This is a genomic window from Rhodococcus sp. YH1 (assembly GCF_009939605.1).
Lineage (GTDB): Bacteria > Actinomycetota > Actinomycetes > Mycobacteriales > Mycobacteriaceae > Rhodococcus > Rhodococcus aetherivorans.
On the sequence record NZ_WVTE01000291.1, the window covers coordinates 45,455 to 61,067 of the forward strand.

Annotated in this window: 16 protein-coding genes and 2 pseudogenes; 3 read left to right on the plus strand and 15 right to left on the minus strand. The window is 65.0% G+C overall.

The genetic code is table 11. The features are described 5' to 3' along the window. Window positions 1-1,267 precede the first annotated feature (1,267 nt). Entirely contained in the window at window positions 1,268-3,103 is a 1,836-nt protein-coding gene (locus AIIKEEIJ_RS31360) for an LGFP repeat-containing protein (protein WP_338021031.1), read from the minus strand. A gap of 82 nt (window positions 3,104-3,185) precedes the next feature. Between AIIKEEIJ_RS31360 and AIIKEEIJ_RS31365 the strand changes: the two genes are divergently transcribed. Then, the gene (locus AIIKEEIJ_RS31365) at window positions 3,186-3,650 is read left to right on the plus strand and encodes a hypothetical protein (RefSeq protein WP_161997124.1); all 465 of its coding nucleotides are present in this window, start codon (window positions 3,186-3,188) and stop codon (window positions 3,648-3,650) included. Window positions 3,651-3,982: 332 nt separating this feature from the next. Further along, the gene (locus AIIKEEIJ_RS33805; protein WP_161997125.1) at window positions 3,983-4,624 is read left to right on the plus strand and encodes a ScbR family autoregulator-binding transcription factor; all 642 of its coding nucleotides are present in this window, start codon (window positions 3,983-3,985) and stop codon (window positions 4,622-4,624) included. A gap of 103 nt (window positions 4,625-4,727) precedes the next feature. On the opposite strand, the gene AIIKEEIJ_RS31375 is transcribed toward AIIKEEIJ_RS33805, so the two are convergent. The 8 genes and pseudogenes from AIIKEEIJ_RS31375 to AIIKEEIJ_RS31415 form a co-directional block, all read right to left on the minus strand. Next, window positions 4,728-5,648 carry an S-4TM family putative pore-forming effector gene (locus tag AIIKEEIJ_RS31375; protein WP_161997126.1) on the minus strand — a complete coding sequence of 307 codons (921 nt, stop codon included), beginning with the start codon at window positions 5,646-5,648 and terminating at the stop codon, window positions 4,728-4,730. After that, window positions 5,645-6,499: a CBASS oligonucleotide cyclase gene (locus tag AIIKEEIJ_RS31380; protein WP_161997127.1), complete on the minus strand. Its 855-nt coding sequence runs from the start codon at window positions 6,497-6,499 to the stop codon at window positions 5,645-5,647. Before AIIKEEIJ_RS31380 ends, AIIKEEIJ_RS31375 begins: the two co-directional genes overlap by 4 nt. A gap of 16 nt (window positions 6,500-6,515) precedes the next feature. Next, entirely contained in the window at window positions 6,516-7,019 is a 504-nt protein-coding gene (locus tag AIIKEEIJ_RS31385; protein ID WP_161997128.1) for a hypothetical protein, read from the minus strand. Further along, window positions 7,019-7,435: a hypothetical protein gene (locus AIIKEEIJ_RS31390; protein ID WP_161997129.1), complete on the minus strand. Its 417-nt coding sequence runs from the start codon at window positions 7,433-7,435 to the stop codon at window positions 7,019-7,021. The genes AIIKEEIJ_RS31385 and AIIKEEIJ_RS31390 overlap by 1 nt, the downstream gene beginning before the upstream one ends. 52 nt (window positions 7,436-7,487) lie before the next feature. Continuing rightward, window positions 7,488-8,384 (minus strand): AAA family ATPase, encoded by an 897-nt coding sequence (locus AIIKEEIJ_RS31395; protein ID WP_161997130.1) that lies wholly within the window; start codon window positions 8,382-8,384, stop codon window positions 7,488-7,490. A gap of 266 nt (window positions 8,385-8,650) precedes the next feature. Then, window positions 8,651-8,917: pseudogene (locus AIIKEEIJ_RS31400) on the minus strand (hypothetical protein); the annotation flags it as partial. Further along, window positions 8,815-9,801: pseudogene (locus AIIKEEIJ_RS33445) on the minus strand (DNA-methyltransferase). The pseudogenes AIIKEEIJ_RS31400 and AIIKEEIJ_RS33445, both read right to left, overlap by 103 nt. Beyond that, window positions 9,728-10,633, minus strand: a complete 906-nt coding sequence (locus AIIKEEIJ_RS31415; protein WP_072816358.1) for a hypothetical protein — start codon at window positions 10,631-10,633, stop codon at window positions 9,728-9,730. Before AIIKEEIJ_RS31415 ends, AIIKEEIJ_RS33445 begins: the two are co-directional and overlap by 74 nt. A 211-nt stretch (window positions 10,634-10,844) precedes the next feature. Here AIIKEEIJ_RS31415 and AIIKEEIJ_RS31420 point away from each other — a divergent pair, with 211 nt between their 5' ends. Next, complete coding sequence (locus AIIKEEIJ_RS31420; RefSeq protein ID WP_139281969.1) at window positions 10,845-11,087, plus strand: hypothetical protein; 243 nt, start codon at window positions 10,845-10,847, stop codon at window positions 11,085-11,087. Between the two features lie 265 nt (window positions 11,088-11,352). Here AIIKEEIJ_RS31420 and AIIKEEIJ_RS31425 read toward each other — a convergent pair whose 3' ends face one another. From AIIKEEIJ_RS31425 to AIIKEEIJ_RS31450, 6 genes are all read right to left on the minus strand, one after another. Further along, on the minus strand, window positions 11,353-11,670 hold the full coding sequence (locus tag AIIKEEIJ_RS31425) for a hypothetical protein (protein ID WP_072815215.1): 318 nt from the start codon (window positions 11,668-11,670) through the stop codon (window positions 11,353-11,355). Between the two features lie 41 nt (window positions 11,671-11,711). Then, window positions 11,712-11,978 carry a hypothetical protein gene (locus AIIKEEIJ_RS31430; RefSeq protein WP_072815214.1) on the minus strand — a complete coding sequence of 89 codons (267 nt, stop codon included), beginning with the start codon at window positions 11,976-11,978 and terminating at the stop codon, window positions 11,712-11,714. Window positions 11,979-12,308: 330 nt separating this feature from the next. Beyond that, window positions 12,309-12,887, minus strand: a complete 579-nt coding sequence (locus tag AIIKEEIJ_RS31435; RefSeq protein ID WP_161997143.1) for a recombinase family protein — start codon at window positions 12,885-12,887, stop codon at window positions 12,309-12,311. Window positions 12,888-13,045: 158 nt separating this feature from the next. Continuing rightward, a complete protein-coding gene (locus AIIKEEIJ_RS31440) occupies window positions 13,046-13,834 on the minus strand; it encodes a hypothetical protein (RefSeq protein ID WP_161997131.1) in 789 nt (262 codons plus the stop codon). A 34-nt stretch (window positions 13,835-13,868) separates the two neighbouring features. Further along, complete coding sequence (locus AIIKEEIJ_RS31445) at window positions 13,869-15,083, minus strand: helix-turn-helix domain-containing protein (protein ID WP_161997132.1); 1,215 nt, start codon at window positions 15,081-15,083, stop codon at window positions 13,869-13,871. Between the two features lie 215 nt (window positions 15,084-15,298). Next, complete coding sequence (locus AIIKEEIJ_RS31450; RefSeq protein WP_161997133.1) at window positions 15,299-15,526, minus strand: ribbon-helix-helix domain-containing protein; 228 nt, start codon at window positions 15,524-15,526, stop codon at window positions 15,299-15,301. Between the last annotated feature and the right edge of the window lie 87 nt (window positions 15,527-15,613).

Genomic DNA, 15,613 nt, shown 5'->3' on the forward strand with positions numbered 1-15,613 from the left:
CAAACACCACTCGCCGAGCCTAGAACCAGAGCCGTTAGTGCGTGAAATCAGAGACCGATCCCGACGAGAACCAGCAGGTCACAGACGTGAGCCGTCGATCATCCCGAAAACGTGAGCCAACTCGGGTGAGACCCGGAGACCTGCTATTAGGATAGAAAGATGTGACGATTCCGGACTGCGTAATCAGATACACGATTGACTCCGCGATAACGCGCAATGCGATCACATGCCGGCGCACTTCTCCGGGCGCCCACATACGACACCTGCGGATAGCTATAGAAATCAGGATCTACCTTCGTGCGCTCCGCAAGTTGTATCAAATTGTCATAACAGGACTTCCCCCCGCTCCCATGAACATCGTAAACATGAGCGCAAACAGAAACACTCCGGCCGCAAACGACCATGCAAGCAGCCTTAAATTAGGCCACAAATAATGAATTGCTAAGGCTGCCGTTATCGCCGGGACTCCCGGGACTACCCATTCATCGATAAGCACACTCTGGATTGCTGGAGATACCTTTTGAACCAGAATCCAGAACAGGCATCCGAGTATCGCGCCCAATATGCACTGTGCGACTCCCACAAATCGACGAGCGCTAATTAATTTCTTACCGTCCGGAAGATCACCCATCCGAAAGTCCAATCCTGTCTATTGGTTACCTATTTCGACCAGGCAATCGCGAGCCGCCCGAGCAGACTCCCCTCCATCAGAGAATGGCATGTCGATCGGTGTCCATTCCGTGGAATCCTGAGCTACTCTGTCAATGTGTGAAATTGAGAAATTTTGATCATCAGCCGGGTGGACGATTGCAATAGACCCATTATTCTGCACGTTCCAATTGACACCTAGTCCCCATAGTCCCTCTCGAATAAACCCTTCGGTTGTCCTGAACCTGATCGCCACAACGTAGTAATGCTCGTATGGAACCGAAACTCGGCTACGGATCCATCGGTCCTCCACCGCAACGGACGCCAATGGCGTAAGGCCGCCGATCACTGACCTGCCTATGATTTGATCTGTTACTGACGTGTCCACCGAGAGGCACTGGGAGTTTTCCGGTTCCCGGATAGATCTAGCAATCGCCACCACCATCGCCGTAATGGCGACTACTGCTACGGCGAGTGCTGCTAATTCCAGTGTCGACCACTTGCGCGGTAAGTTCACTTCTCCTCCATTCGCCTCCTTAGAACAACTTGCGGTGGGCGCCTTTGATACACCCGGGTGGTCAATCGAGATGCCCCCGATTGACCACCCCTCGCACAGCATCTACGGATGGCGTAGCGCGATCAAGTCATTGGTGTTGGGGTTGGACAGATCGATCGTCCGGGGGTCAGGAACAATCCGGGCTTCTCGCGCGTACTGAACGCAGGTAGTATGGATTCCATCCGGGTTGTCCTCGTTTCGTAGACCGACATCAATGCCCGTCTTGTTGTTGTATCTGTCCATCATCCCAGCTTCCTCACTCCCTGGGACATCGAGTTCGTGAGCCGTCCCCATCTGCCTGGCAAAATCCGCATTGGCTCGCTCGGTGCTATAGCCCATCCACATGCAGTGACGAGCAGCATCCGTCCGGTTGTCTTCCTCACCATTCCTCTCGGGAAATGCCTCTTTGGCCTGTTTGATAGACACATCAACATATGGTTTGGCGCGCATGCAGTCGACCGGATTTGCTTCACAAACCTGGCGCTGCTGAATTCCAGTTCCCCACCATCGCTGAACCTGATCTGCGATCTTGCCTGGCGCTTCCGTAACGCTATCCGACACAGACTGGATAGGAAAGGCTGTGAACGGCGCGAACTGGTAAGTGATCTCAGCACCGCTTGCAGACACCTGGACATTTACGAGCTGCCCGCCAGCATCGACAGCGATGGGGTGGCCTACTGCGCCAAGTACGACGCCAGTGGGGCTCAGGAGGTTAACACGTCCGCTTCCGCTCTGGAGGGTGTAGCCCGAGGGGAGTGCCAGGGCCAGCTTGAATGTGCTTGAAGCTTGCGCTGTCGTGATATCGAGGCCGATCTCGACAGCATTCGATTCCATCGGACGGAATTTCACGTCAAGTCCGTCGCCGTGCAAGACGATGCCGTTTGAGAGAGCGGCTGGCTGGAGCGGGGCCGCAGAGGGAACCCCGAAGTAAAGTGACAGGCCTGTCGTTCCCAGCGGAAGCTGGAGCCCAGGCGAATAGATACGCCCGTTCTGAAACTGCTGCTCCACGGCAATATTCGGATGCGATACCTGATCTGAGATTGGGTATCCGTAGGTACCTTGCTCGTAGCCGGCTCGTTCCCACTGCGTGAGGAGGGGGCCACTGATTGGATGTGCTCCGTGTGCGGGGTGCCAGTAAATGACCCCGCGTTCGAAGCGGTCCATCTGGCCTTGACCGTCGGGCAGGCCGATCTGGTCCTGGATGGGGTAGCCGAGGAGAGTGCCCCCCGGCGCCAAGCCACCGACCGAGTTGTACTTGTCGCGGAGCGGTCCGTTGCGGATGGCGGAGCCGATCGCGTTCTGGAAGGCGACGTAGATGGCGCCCTCCTGGAACTCCTGCCGTCGACCACCATCAGGGAGAACAACCTCGTCGGTGGTGGGGTACTTCAGCCATCCGGCTTCGTAGCCGTGGATCCCCCAGCGGTTGAGGAAACTGTTGACCACCGGGTGCGCGCCGGTGGCGGCGGACCAGTAGATCGGGCCGTTGGCGAAGGTCACCCGCTCGCCGGTGCCTCCGGGGTTGACGATGTTCCCGCTGGTGGGGTACGACAGGAAACTCGCCGGCCCACCGAGGCTGTTGTACTTGTCCCGGATCGCCCCGCACACCTGGAACCACGAGGGCCAGTAGACCTGGCAGCTCGAAGCGGTCAGGCTGCGGGAGGACCTCAGGCCTGCCTCGGCGATCTCGGCCTTGTCGGCGTCCTCCTTGGTGAACGGCGCCGGGACCTCTTCGCGGTCCGAGCGCATCTGCCCGGGCACCAGCGTGGATTTCGGGTTCTCGGTGGGGTGCCAGTCCGGGTCCGGTTCGGCGGTCTTGGACGAGCGGGCCGGATCGTCCGGCGGCACCGGCTGGTCGGCGGCCGGCGGGGCCGGCCGCAGCTCGGCCGGCAGCGGCGCCACCGTCTCCGCCGGCGGGACCGCCGGTGCCTGCGCCGGGGTGGGGGCGGGTGCCGTCTCGGGTCGGGCTGTCTCCCGGCCGTGCGTGGGCGCCGACTCTGCGGTCGGGACCGCCGCCGGCGCGGGCACGGCCGGTGGGGTGGTCTCGCACGGCGGGGCCGTTGCCGACGTCGTGGTGGTCGGTGTCGTGGTGGTCGGGGCCGCGGGCGTGGTGGGGGCTGCGCACGGATCCGCGCCGGCCTCGGGTGCGGCGGTCGCGGGTGTGGCGGCCGGCGCGCGGTCCGGTGTGCTTGCCGGCGCCGAGTCCGACTGCGTCGTGGTGGCCGGGGCCGACTGCGTCGTAGTGGCCGGAGCCACAGGAGTGGTGGTGGGCTGGGCCAGCACCGTCGTGGGGCCGGTGGCGACCAGCAGGGCGGTCGTGCCGGCGAGCACGCAGCGGGCGGCCCACCGGCGTCCGGGCGTGCGCGGGGCACGGCGATGGAGCGATTCCATTCAAGACCTACCGTCTTTCGCAGGAACAAGGACCAGCGGTGGCGCCATCGCTGCCTGAAACCTAACCGGTTTCCCACCAACCACACTGGTATCGGATAACGCTTTCATTACATAAACCGTTTGACCGGTATGTTCTGTGATGCGGCCTCGCCCCGGTACCGACGCGAGTCCCTGACCCCCCGAGGACGCCGGTCGGCACCGACCTCGGCGCCGACGCTGCCCCGGTCCGTCCGCGCGGGGGCGGATAGGCCAGGCGCTCAGGGTCTCGGCGGAGACGGCGGCGCAAGGTGCGTTTCCCCGCTGCCCGTAGGCTGTCCGGGCGGTCGGACGTGGGGGCCGCTACCGGGATCCGGAGGGAACGGCGCCGCGAGGCGGGCGGGAGGAGGGGTGGTGGGGACCACGCAGCACCGGGGCCGGGTCACCCGGTTCCACTTCGTCACCGTCGCGGCCGAGTTGTTCGCCGCCGCCGGGTATCACGGGGTCAGCACGGGCGAGATCGTCGCCGCGGCCGGCTCGAACAAGGGCGCGCTGTACTACCACTTCCGCTCCAAGGACGACCTCGTGGCGGCGATCATCGACGAACAGCACCGCCGCTCGATCGCCCTCGTCCAGCGGGTCACCGCCACCGACGCCGCGGCGCTCGAGCAGATCGTCATGCTCAGCCACGCCCTCGGCGAGCAACTACAGCAGAGCGCGCTGGTGCGGGCCGGGCTGCGCCTGTCCACCGAACTCGCCGACCGCACCCCCGTCCACCCGTACCGGGACTGGATCACCGCCTGCCGCACCCTGCTCGACCGCGCCGCCGCTGACGGCGATCTACGCGAGGGTCTGGACCTGGATGCGGTGGCCCGATTCGTGATCGGGGCGTTCACCGGCATTCAACAGCTGTCCGGGCTGCTCCCCGACCGCCCCGACCTGCCCCGGCGGATCGACGAGCTGTGGGACTTGTTGCTGCCCACCCTCGTCGCCGACCCCGACCGGCGCGACACGGTACGCCGCGCCCGCTGGGCACCCCCGATCCCCGTCGCCTGAACTCCACTCCCTCGGAATCCGCCCCAACCCGTCTGCGCCGGGCCGCCCTCCTGCCCTCCCGCGGCCGGCCGGCCTCATCGGTGGCGGGCAACCACTGGCACGGCTAAGTGGCATCCTCAGATCGTTCACCAGCCCAAATGCCCTTGAAGTGCTCGGCCTCGACTTGATGATTGCTTTCGTACCGGCGGCGAAGTCGATTATAGAAACGTTCGGGAACACGGGCGGAGTCGAGACGGGACCTGAAGATCTTGTCTTGCCGAGTTCGCAGCTCCTCTGCCAGTTCGTTGAGTCTCTCCGGCGAAGCGGTGTGGGGGGTGAGGCCCTGTAGCGCGTCATCGATCCGCTCGCGGAGTTCGATCTTGGTTCGAGCGACGGACCGCTGCTGCACAAGGCTCCGCAGGGCGAGGGCTGCTGCGGGCAACGTGGGCGCGATGTACCAGGCCAAGAGTTGCCACACAAACCACTGCGCAGCGAGAGAGACGATCAAACCAACAGCGAGCCATGCCGACAGGCCTGCGACGAGCCTCCAGGCCCACGCCTCACGCTGGTCAGCGTCCCAGATCAGGTTCTCTCGCTGGCAGAGCGTCTCTGCGATGGGCGAAGGGATGCCCCGTACATCGAGATACCAGTTCCGCTTATCTCCCTTTCCGTACCGCGCTGCGGCATCCGCGACGTCCACGAGAGGAACCGGGCGTCCTAGGTCCGGATTCCAGGGTATCTTGAACAACGAGGTATCGAACTGCTCTTGGATGAGCACTGCGCGATTGTTGGAATTCTTCGTCACAAGGGGCCAGACGATCTCCGTCAGCACAGCGAACACCACGCCGATAATCACGGCGGCAACTCTCAAGTCCGGGAAGAGAACGGCCGCTAGGCCCGCCACACTGAGAATGAGTGCCACACCCCAACGCGCCGATTCGACACGTTGGGCCTTCGCGTGCTCCACATCAGCAGCTTGAAGGAGTCTGATGTGCTCGACATCGTTCTGCCGATCGTTGATGTCCTGTACCGCTCTAGCGTTCATGGACGCGGCATCCTCCCGCCGAATAGACTGCGCCATAGTTCAATTGCCGATTTTTCTTGCCCTTCGGACTCTGCGAGAATCGCCTCCTCGGCAATCTGGAGCCATGAGCGGAGTACGCGTTGAAGGTCCGTACGTTCCGAGGCAGGCACACCGGCGTTGACATCGCCTCCGAGTTTGGCGGGGTCAGGCCAGTCGTCGACGATCTGGTCCGCGGCAGAGGCGAGGAAGAACCTGATCTCGTCTTGGTAGCGCCCCAGCCTGGGTTCGACAAGGTCGAGGGCCATGACCTCGATCAAGAAGGATGGGTTGAGGGGCTCCCCGGCTTCCCTGTTGATGGCCTTGAGCATCTTCACGAGCGGAACGAATTTGCCGTCGCAAGCAGCGTTTTTCTCGGTCACCATGCGCGCGTGCTCGTGCGGATTCGTATCCATCCACTCCACGCCGTTCGGGATGCGGAAGCCGGTTTCGGTGGCGAATGCCGGTGCGACCTCGTACGAGGCGACGTCCTCGCCGGCATACGAAATCAGGGCGACAGTATCGTCGCCAGTGACATCCGGCCATCGAGTGGACAAGACTTCGACGAGTGCCCTTACGGCCGCCGTTCCGGTGCCTTCGGCGAGGTACGCTTGGGGGCCTTCCGGGTCGATCACCACAAAAATGTCGACGTCCTTGAGTTTCTTGGTCTTGGTGTGCCGGTCGTAGCTGCCCGTCAAGAAGTCATCCGTCAGGGTCCATCGTGTGCGGACGTGGTCGCGGACGAGCTTGTGGCGGCTCTGTGCAAGGTTCTGTTCAGACGTAGTGATCTCGAGGTTGCTTTTCAGTGCGGCGAACGCCGTGTCGACCATCCCCATGGGAACTCCTTCTCAGTCAGCTCATGTACACACGGGCCGAAGCGGTCGCGTCGGGGGCCGTGGCCAGTGTTCCGATGGTTCGTGATCTCAGGTTTGCCGTGGACGCGCTCGACCCCGGGCTCCAGCCCGGTTGCGGGGTGCGGGGTCCGTTGAAGGCGCAGAAGAGCTTGAACGTGGTACCAGCAGGTACAGCCTTGAGCTTCGCGAGGTATCTGAGCATGGAGGCGTTGTCAGCGGTGAATCCGCGATCCCCGAAACCCTTCGCGGTATAGGAGACCGGGAACTCGAAAATCGGATCGACAGTCCCGGAGTGGTGGCATTCCACTGACACCGACGCGAGGGACCCTTCAGTGATCCATGCGGCGATTGCTGCGGCATCTTGATCCCAGCTCTGGTAGAGACGACTGGCCTCGATTCCGAGGGTGGCGAGGATGTCGGCGATCGACGACAGGATCACGTCCGACAGATGCGTGGCTGTGTGAGCTCGTGTGTAGGTGTTGGTGGAGGTCGACGTACTCATCAGTTACCTCCCACTCTGCGTAACGCGGTGGCGTCGATCGTTGCGGTCGAGGGGGTCCGCGCTTGGGCCTGGTAGGTCGGGGCCGGAGCTGTCGACACGTGTTCGTTGTCGGCGGCGGCGGACTCTAGTGCGCCTTCGAGATGGTCAGGGGAAGGAATATGCAACATCCAACCGTTGGTGGCCGAGGCACCTCCGGGAATAGGATCGAGGTTTTCCTCCACGGTGAACGCGTTGTCACCTCTGACGATTCGGATCGAGACGTACATGCCGTCATCGACGAGAACCAGCGGCACCTGGTCCAGATAGCCGCCCGCGGCAAGCGCGGAACCGATTCCCTGGAGCTTGTCGAGGCTGGCGGCCACAGATCCCTCGGGAACAGCGCTGCTCCGCTCGAGCGTGTCTGCAAGCAGCTGCACAACTCTGCTCCACGCGTCTGCGGCCGTACGGACCGGAGATCCGGCGATTGTCCTACTGCGCTGCATGCTCTGCCTCCAGCTCGTCCAACACAGCAGCTTCCGCGGCCGCAAGTAGGTCTTCGATTTTCAGTTCGTTCGGATCGAGTGTTACCTCGAGACGGCGCAGCATCGCATCGGTCACGAGTTTTCGCACAGTCCGGCCGTCACGACCGGCCAAGTGGGCCGCGACCCTCCGCAGTTGCGGATCCCCCGCCAACGCGCCCAGAGCCCGGTACTTGGTCGCGAAACCCTGCAGTGCGTCGGTAAGGATCGCATGGACCGCCTCTTCGTCCGGCAGCGGCATCAGCACCGTGATGTCGGACCTGGAGAGAAACGCCTCGTCGAGCGCGGACGTGAAATTGGTTGTAGCGACAGTGAACAGATGTGGGAACTGGGAGGTGTTCTCGTCCAGAGCGGTCAGGACGGCATCTGTTGCTCGATGCACATCTGCAGGGTTCGCAGACAGGGAAGCCGCTCCCCGTGCCACGGCCATGGACTCGACCTCGTCCAACAACACGATCGTCGGTACCCCGTCGTCGGCCAGCGCAGGAATGATCTCTGTCAACAACTTCGTCACCCGCTGTTGGCTCTGTCCGTGCTCCGCGCTCATCAACCCATGGGGGTTCACCTCGATCAGGCGGGCACGTTTGGGACCCACCACGGCAGCCATTTGTTGTGCCAGTCCGCGCGCGAGCGTAGATTTCCCGGTCCCGGGGGGACCCGTCAGCACCGCCAAACCATGCAGCGCAGTGACGTGGAACGGAAGCGTCGTCCGCAACTCCAGACTCAATACCGCGGCGCGCAGAAGCCGATCCTTCACGGATCGATCGACCACGATCGAGTCCCACAATCCTTCGTACCGAGGCAGCGGCACCAGTTCGTTGCGGACCACGCATTCCGCTACATCCATCTCATCACCTCCACAGTTGAGCAGCGCGGCAGGTGAAGACGACGAGGCGCCGCGCTGCCAGGCCGAGTGTCGAGCATGGCATGGACTACCGACACAGAAGGGGCTCGCAAGATGACCGAAAGGGGATTCCGTCTCTGGTCACCGTCGCGTTAGCGGCCAGGTCAAGCATTGCAGGCGGCAGTTGCCTTCCCTACTGGGAAGCTGTTTCCACGTCGTGATCGGATTCGGTACGGTCCGACTCTCGCGGTGCTGCCCGGAGTCCAGGGTCAGAGCAGTCGTCGGAGCCGGGCGGCGTCTTCGAGGTCGTGGCGGAACCGGTCGAGGGTGGCGAGGGTGTACATGCCGTCGATCTGCTGGTCGACCCACAGCTGGTGGATGCGGCGCAGGTCGGCCTGCCGGGATTTCCAGCCGATGCCGTCGATGACCGCGATCATGAACTGCCGGGGCAGGCGCACATCGGCCATTTCCTCGATCTCGCGGACGGCGTCGGTGAGTTTGCTGCCGGTGGAGTCGAACCCCTTGGCGGCGACGACGGTTCGAGTAGACGGGGTCGATCGAGCCGAGCCGAGCCGGTCGTGGTCATGCCGGAGAACGGGTCGAGCACGATGTCCTGCGGCCGCGACGAGGCGGCGATGCACCGCTGCGGCAGATCGACCGGGGTACATCGCGAAATGGCTCGCCTTCGACGGCCGGACCGGCACCCGCCACACGTCGCCCGGGTTGGAGCCGTTCTCGTCCCGGATCGCATCCAGGTCGACAAGTACGACCGGCTGCGGGTGAGCAGGAACAGGTGCTCGTGCCGGCGGGTCAGCCGATCACGCACCGACTCCGGCGTGCCGCTCGGCTTGTGCCAGATGATCTCGTTGCGCAGGAAACCACCCCGTCCGCCTGCAGCGCCAGCGCGAGGTGCCACGGGATTCCGAGCAGACTCTTGCGGGGGCGACCGAGGTGGTGTTCACCCGTCGGGCGATCACCCCGACCGGTGCCCGCGGCCGGCCGTGCCGGCGTCTGCGTGCCCGGCGTAGGTGTCGCCGATGTTGACCCACAGCATGCCGTCGCGGCGCAGCACCCGCGCGACTTGCCGGAAGACGCGGACGAGCGTGCCCACGTACGCCTCCGGGTTCGACTCCCTCCCGAGTTGCCCGTCCCGACCGTCGTAGTCGTGGAGGTTGAAGTTCGGCGGACTGGTCACCGCCGTCTGCAAGGCATGTAGATCGCCTTTCGTAACGCAGGTGGGTGAGCGCTGCGCGACAGCCGCTTCCGACGGGGCGCCGGCGGCTGCGGCGCGTGTCCTGCTGCCGTGGTGGGGGGGGGGACGGCGTGACCTGCACGAACGGGGCCGATCACGTCGCCTGGGTGGCCGTGCGCACCTCGCGCAGCTCGGCGCGGAGTTCGTCGGCGCGCTCGCGGGCGGCATCGGCCTGGGCGTGCGCGGCCGCGGCCTCGGTGCGGGCGGCCTCGAGGTCGGCGCGGACCCGGTCGGTGCGCTCACGTTCGGCGGCGGTCTCGGCACGGGCGGCGGCAAGGTCGGCGCCGAGCCGCTCGATGGTGGCTGCGGCGGCCGCGGCCGCGTTGTCGGCGTCGGCGCGCAGGCGGGTGAGCTGGTCGCGGTGGTCCTCGGCCTGCGCGGTGAGCACGCCGATCCGGTGCTCGAGGTCGGCGACCTGGGCGCGGTGGGTCTGCTGCGCCTGGTCGAGCTGCCGTTGCCACCGCTCGGTCGCCGCGGCGTGCTCGGCGGTCAGGGCGGTGAGCCGGTCCCGATGCTCGGCGTGCAGCCGGTGCAGGGTCTGCTCGTGGTCCCGGCGGGCGGCCTCGAGCCGGGCGGTGGCGTCGGCGGCGGCGGTCTCGGCGGCGGCCGCGGCGGCGTCGGCGTCGGCGCGGTCGTCGAGGGCGGTGCCGAGTTGTTCGCGCAGGGCGGCAATCTCGACGCCGGCATCGGCGCGAACCTTGTCGGCGTCGGCCTGGATCCGCCGCAGGTGCGCATCGAGCGCGGCCGGGTCCGCCAGCAGCTCGGTCGCCGCGGTGATCGAGCGGGCCACCTCGGCCAGGCGGTCGACGGCGGCGGCGGCCTCCTGCCGCAACAGCGGGACCGCCTCGGTGAGCGTGGTGATCGCCGAGGCCGGATCGGTCGGCGTCGCCTGCCGTTGCTGGTCGGCGCGGGCCTTGTCCTTCTGCCGTTGCCTCCAGGCCCGCACCCGCTCGGCGTCGGAGGCGTACTCACGCCGCCGCCCACCCTTCGCGTCCCCCACGTCCCTACCTCTTTTCCGCCGGTCGATGTCCCCACAATCGTACCATAACGTTTCGTAACGTACTTTACTTGATACGTACGATTGGCGGGTCTCGGACACCCGGAAAGCCGCCGCGGCGGCGCGGGGGGCGCCCCCCTCCCCGCGCCCGCCCCGCGCCCACCCTGTGAACGGCTCCGGCACCGGCGGAACGATGCCACGGAGCGGACACGGCGTGACCCTGGTCGACCTGCGGCGCGCCGCGGTCGACCACACCATCGACACCACCGGCGACGGCAGCGGCACAGGGAACGGACGGGAATACCGGCACCGATGGGTGGTACGCGGCCACTGGCGCCAGCAACCACACGGCCCACAGCGCTCGCAGCGACGACCGGTCTGGATCGAATCGCACCTCAAAGGCCCGGCCGGCGGGCCACTACTCGCCACCGACCAGGTCAGAGTATGGCGGCGATAACCGTTTCCCGCCCCGGACGCCGGACACAGCGGGGGACCGGCGACCGGCCCCCGGCCCTCATCCCGACCACTACAAAAGGTCAGCGGCCCCGGCGTCGGGGGGAGAGGCCGGGGCGCCCGCGCGTTCGGGGAGTTGATGCCGGATTCGGAATTTCTTTGATTCCGTCCGTTCCGGTATCGTCCAAGTCGATGTCTCGTGTCGAGGCCGAGTTCGCGGGGCCTTCCCGGGATTGAGGACTGGGCCTTGGCGCACCGACGAGTGCGTCTCAGCGGATTGCGTTGTCCTTGACGTACAACGTGATGGCCTCCCGCATGACCTCGGCCGCTCGCCGGCCTTGCGCCTGCGCGATCGCGTCGACCTGCTCACTGACCGCGATCGGAAGTCGAACCTGCCGTCTGGGCGATTCGGTGCCGGGCTCGGCGTGGGGGTCGAGACTCGGGCGTCCGGCGTGCGCGCGCGCCAGCAGCGCTCGCCCCACCTCGGCGGCCGCTGAGCCCCGTCGCGCCGTCTTCGAGTTCTCCGGGAGGACCATGTCGTCCTCCGCCCATCGAGCCGCGTCCTCGTAGGTCTTCTTCTTGGTCATTGCTTCCTCCATTCCTGCCGCCCGCATGGAATCCGGCTGCATCAGTCCTCCAACCGTTCGAGGTGCTTCTTGCGGGCCTCCATGACGTGAAAGATCGTCACGTCGCGGCGACCGACCTCGACCATCACTTCGAGCCACGGCGCTCCCAGTCGGCGCTGAGGACCGATGAACAGGGTGGGCCGGATCGTCGATGGAGGCCGCGGCTCGTCGAACTCGGCCTCCATGTACTCGGCGTGCGCGATGGCATACTTCGCGTCCTCAATGTCGATTCCGTGCTTGAGGGCACTCTCGGTCCACTTGATCGCCATAGTAATACTGTACTACAGAATTGGCTATTTGTGTACTACACAATAGGTATTGGGTGGGACGTCGTGTGTCGGCACTGGAACCCGCTGGTGCCGTGAAACGCCAGTTCCGCGGGGTTGACTTGACGGGTGTTGGCCGGACTCGGGGTTTGTGTGCCCGTGGTCGGGCGAGCTGTGCGGAGATAGACTGAAGGCCCCGGGGCGGGTTCTTCAACACGGTGAAACGAACCTGGACGACGTGGGAACCGACGTTCCGGCCGTACCCGCGGCTTGAACCGACGACGCCCGAGAAGGGCGTTGCCGAACCACTTCACCGAGGTTGTTCGACACGCTTTAACGACTCTGCCGCCGGTTCCGCTCTCGTTGAATCTGCATGTACACCCCGGCTCGGCTGAGGCCGAAGCGTTTCTGTAGCTGGGGGACGGTCTCGGTGCCCGAGATGTACAGCTCGTAGATCCTCTGGCGTTGCTCGGCGGTGAGTTTCGGTCGACCTCCCGGGTATCGGCCTGCGGCCTTGGCTTGCTCTCGCGGTCCGGTCAGACGCAGCTCGTAGATGCCGGCCTCGAACGCGGGAAAGATGCTGGTGAACAGTTCGAACGCCGTTCGTCCCGTCTCGGTTGCGGGATCGTAGACGGTGCCGCCGACACGCAGGCGGGCCTGCCGGTCGCGGATCGCGGCGGTGACCTCGCCCAGTTCGGCGGCGGAACGGGCGAGCCGTTCCAGGCTGGTGACTACCACCGTGTCACCGGGATTCAACGCATCGAGCATGCCGGTGCGGTTCGGCAACTCGTGTCTGGTGCCCTTCAGTCCGGTGTCGATGTGGATACGGCGCGGGGCGACGCCGAGGGATACGAGCTGTGCTCGTTGCTCGTTCTCGTCTGATCCTTCGCCGGTTCGGGCGTATCCGACCATCACGGCGCTCACTCTAGTTCAGTTGACAACATTGAAGATTGGACCCCGTCTTCTGGATCGGGAAGCTACCGGTGGTTATCCGGTGGCAAGCCGGTGGCGTAGCCAGTGGCGCGGCAGAACTGTTCGTGTCAGGACGCAACAGTCGTCCGCTTCCCGAGTCAGCTGTCCACGGTGGAGAGGTAGGCGATCTGTGCCCGGAGGTTCGCGGCCGCAGCGTCCAGATCGTTCGCAGTGATCTGCGCGTTGAGGGAGGCGACATCGGCGGCGGCTAGATGCCGGGAGAGACGGTCTATCACAAGGGTTCCCACGGCCAGCTCCTCGGCGGCCCGCCTTTCTTCGGCCAGCCGATGAACCCGGTCGAGGGCTTGCTCGACGAGACGAAGCGAGACGGCCCGCTCGATGAGCGCGGAGCGACTGTGCGCGAACGCGACCTGCCGGCGATCCCATTCCTGCCGCACGTAGGAGTCGGGGCCGGTGTGGGCAGGCACCTCCGGTGTTGCGCAGCGAAGTTGCAGCAACTCGTAGGTGGTTGCAGCGAAGTCGTGCAACTCCATGTGCAGGGCGACAACCGAGCGGTGCCCATATGCAACCGGATGCTGCCAGGCCGGGTGCATTGCGATCCGATCGACGATCCCCTCCACCACGGTCAGCAACCGGGTCTCGTCGTTGTCGAGAGTGGCCGGCCACCGCAACGAGGTTGCGGCCGACTCGACCACTCGCACCTCGTCGGCGCTGAGGCCGAGGCCACGGCCCTGCCACCACCGCCGGCGCGGGAGTCTGCTGTAGTCGATGGACCCCCCGGCGCGGACCACTTCTTCGAGCCTGCGTTGCACCGGCTGCGGCACCGAACTCCAATTCACCACGATCGCGGTGCGCGGTAGACGCTGCGGGTATCGCAGCTGGTCACCGACCCACTCGCGTGCTGCCTCATGCGCGGAATCTGCCACGGAACCCCCTCCTACTCCAGTATCGGTGCGGGTGTTAGGCGGTGAGGGGTTCCGGTTCGGGCACGAACTGCTGCTTGACCAGCTTGGCGATGGCGAACGTGGGCGTGCCGTCCTCGAACAGCTCTCGCACCCGATCCCTAACACTCGCGCCGCGGTACCCGTCGTCCTCCAGTGTCCAGATCAGGGCTTTGAGCTGGTGGGGGCCGTCGATGTCGGTGGATCGACGGGTGGTCGGAGCCGTGGCGGGAGTTTCGGCGTGCTCGTCGCGGGTCTCCGGTTCGCTGGACGATTCGGCGGTGTGTGTCGGCTCGGTGCGGGACTGCGTATGGGGCTGTGCGCTGGGGAATGCTTGCTTGATCGCCGTGGTGCGTAGTTCGTCGGCGGAGACGCCGAACGGTGCGGTGTCGGGCTCGGACATGGCCTTGAGGAACTTGGTGAACGCGCTTCCCCAGCAGCGCCGGTTCTGGCCGGGTGTGGACATGGTTTTCCGGAACTGCTCGACCGCAAGGTCGAGGTGTACCCCCAGCTTCTTCGCGGTGGCGCGGTTGGCGTTGTTCGGCTGCCACTGCGGGTGCAGCGGCATCGGCTTCGGTGTGGTCTCACCGGTGCGGCGCTTGCGTTCGATCAACCGTGCCGAGAATTCGCCGGGCGGGGCGGCAGCTGCGCCCGAGGTCGTTTCCGCGGAGGTCGAACCGAAAGAGATCTCTGTATGGGTTGTTGGTGATGGGTTGTTGGTAGGTGGTTCTTGTTCGCCTGCGTTGTGGCGCACCCCCCCGGTGCGTTGTGGCGCACCCCCCCCCTGCGTTGTGGCGCACCCCGGTGCGACCTGCGGGGATGCGGGGCTCATGTTCACGACATAGAGGTTGGACGTCTGCTCGGGGTGTGCCTTGTCCGGCCTGTCGAGAACCCAGTCACGCCTGTCGGCGGGATTGCAGAACCGGGGGCGGACGTCGTGGATGAGGCCGGCTTCGCGCAGTTCGGTGATGTACGGATCGACGGACCTTCCCTGGCGCATCCTGAGGCGCTCGGCGAGGGTTTCCTTCTTCGGCCAGGCCCACCCCGTGTGGTGGTCGGTGAACTTCTTCAGGTGCGCATACAGAGCCAAGGCTTGTGGACTGAGGTCGTACTCTTCGAGGACGGTGAGGTCGATTAGAACGAACCGCCGCGAGTTCTCCGGAAGAGAGTCGCTGGTCTGGTCCGACCGATCGGGAAAGGTGCTGCCGCTGCTTTCGGGCGGGGCGGTGGTCATGCTGGGTCCTCTCGTGGAGGAAGACCGGAGACACGCCCGTCTTGGGATGGGTCCCAAAGTAGTCAGGTGTTCAAAGAACCTGTAGCATTACCGGTGTGTTGGGCCAGGTACGTGCTTCTCTACTTTGGGATCCTCTCCCTTGAGAGTGTGTATCTGATCTTCAATTTGCTGAACCCCTCGGCTGCCAACCGGGGGGTTTCGGCTTTTTCTGGGGCTTAGCTCGCTTTCTGCCGGGTTTCGGCGAGGTAGTTGTCCACTGCCTGGCGGATCAACTTCGACACCGTGAGTCCTGTCTGGCGGGAGAGCGCTTCGAGCTCTTCGTCCACAACATCGGGGAATCGCACCGAACGACGTGGTGATTCGGGCGTTTCACTGTTCGGGTTCAGCCGGAGCTTTCGCTTGGTGTGAGGTGCGTACTTGCGTGGCTTCGGCTCCGTCGCCATACCTCTCCCCGTCCTCCCCCGACTCGCTGTGTGCGGGCATGACCCTACACCGCTGGGCCACAGTGCGTCGGACACTATTCGGGTTCG